Below are 1,481 nucleotides of genomic sequence, written 5' to 3' on the forward strand. Positions count from 1 at the left end.
CCGCGGTGCGCGCCGCCAGCTTATCCAGCGCGCGTTTTTGCTGATCGCGCACCACCGGCCACATCATGTTGATGAACGTGTTCGGGCGCTGGTGTTCGTGCTCGTCCAGGCTGCGCGATTCGGGGCGCATTATGCCGTCCGCCACGGCCTGAATCATCGGCATTTCCTGGGCGATCCGTTCGGGCAGTTCAAAGCTGATCGTCATCGTCCTCGCTCCTCTCTCGTTTCGCCCACGCTACAGCATCGCCAGCCCGTCGAACGACGCGAACCCGCGCGCGTTGCGCAGCCACCGCTCAACCGGGTGCTCGCGGATATACCCGTGCCCGCCCAGCGTTTGCACGGCGCTGTCGGCCACCATCAGCACGGCCTTGTCCGCGTATCGTTTCGCCAGATAGGCTTCTTTGCTGGCGTCCTCGCCCTGATCGAGCTTCCACGCCGCTTCCCATACCATCAGCCGCGTTGCGTCCACCTCGATCGCGCACTCGGCCAGCATGAACGCGATCGCCTGTTTGGTCGCAATCGCCGCGCCGAACTGCTCGCGCTCTTTGGCATAATCGATCGCGTAATCGAGCGCGGCGTGCATCACGCCGACCGCCAGCGCCGCCAGCGCGACGTGGCTGTGTGCCAGCAGCCGCGAGAACTGAAGTCCTGCCTCACCGCCCAGGCGGCAGTCCGCGCCGACCTGCACGCCGTCCAGCGTCACCGGATACGTCGGCAGCGCGCGCACGCCCATCAGCTTTTCCCGCACTCCGACGCTCAGCCCGTCCTGGTTGGCCGAAACGAAAAACGCATCGACCTGCTTCGCATCCTCGTTCCAGGCATACACCAGCAGCCGTTCGGCGTCCGTCGCCAGCGGCACGGTCGCTTTCGCCCCGTTCAGCACGTAGCGCCCGTTCTGGCGCGTGGCGGTCGTCCTGGGCTTGCCGGGCGCGAAGAACATGCCCGGCTCGATGAACGCTGCCGTCACGCGCGGCGGCGTCTCGTCCAGAAACAGCGGCAGCAGTTGGTCGCGCTGCTCGTCCGTGCCGTCCAGCACCAGCGGGATCGCGGCCAGCGCGGGCGACAGCACCGTCAGTGCCAGCGCCAGATCGCCGTACGCGAGTTCCTCGTAGGCCAGCGCCCCGGTCACGGCGCCGCTCGCCTCCCCGAACCCGCCCATCGATTCGGGAATGCTGCCCGGCAGGATGCCGATCTCCCAGCCGGTGCGCACCAGCGCCTCCGGCAGATCGCCGCTCTCGTCCGCCTCGTGCGCCGCAGGACGCACGTCATTGAGGCTGTAGCGCCGGATCGTGTCGATCAGCATCGTTTGTTCGTCAGTCGGTGTGAAACTGATCATGATCGCCTCTCTCTCCACCTGTTATCCATCCGAGCGCGCGCAGCGGCTCGTCGTCCCATACCTGTGCCTCGATGTAACGATCCGGTCCACCCTGCCCGTCCGCGTTCCAGACTTGCGGCAGCCCGTACCGCGCCACCAGATCCGG

At 66.8% G+C, this 1,481-nt stretch carries 1 protein-coding gene and 1 pseudogene; both read right to left on the minus strand.

Annotation, left to right across the window (positions count from 1 at the left end; translation table 11 throughout):
* Nucleotides 1-205 (minus strand): annotated as a pseudogene (locus tag V7116_RS20725) (acyl-CoA dehydrogenase family protein); the annotation flags it as partial.
* Nucleotides 206-235: 30 nt separating this feature from the next.
* A complete protein-coding gene (locus tag V7116_RS20730) occupies nucleotides 236-1,336 on the minus strand; it encodes an acyl-CoA dehydrogenase family protein (RefSeq protein ID WP_324393885.1) in 1,101 nt (366 codons plus the stop codon).
* Nucleotides 1,337-1,481: the final 145 nt, after the last annotated feature.

Source organism: Aggregatilinea sp. (assembly GCF_036822615.1).
Taxonomy (GTDB): Bacteria; Chloroflexota; Anaerolineae; order Aggregatilineales; family Aggregatilineaceae; genus Aggregatilinea.

Coding starts and splice junctions, on each gene's coding strand:
- V7116_RS20730 (WP_324393885.1), bottom strand. CDS start 1,336: ATGATCAGTTTCACACCGACTGACGAACAAACGATGCTGATCGACACG.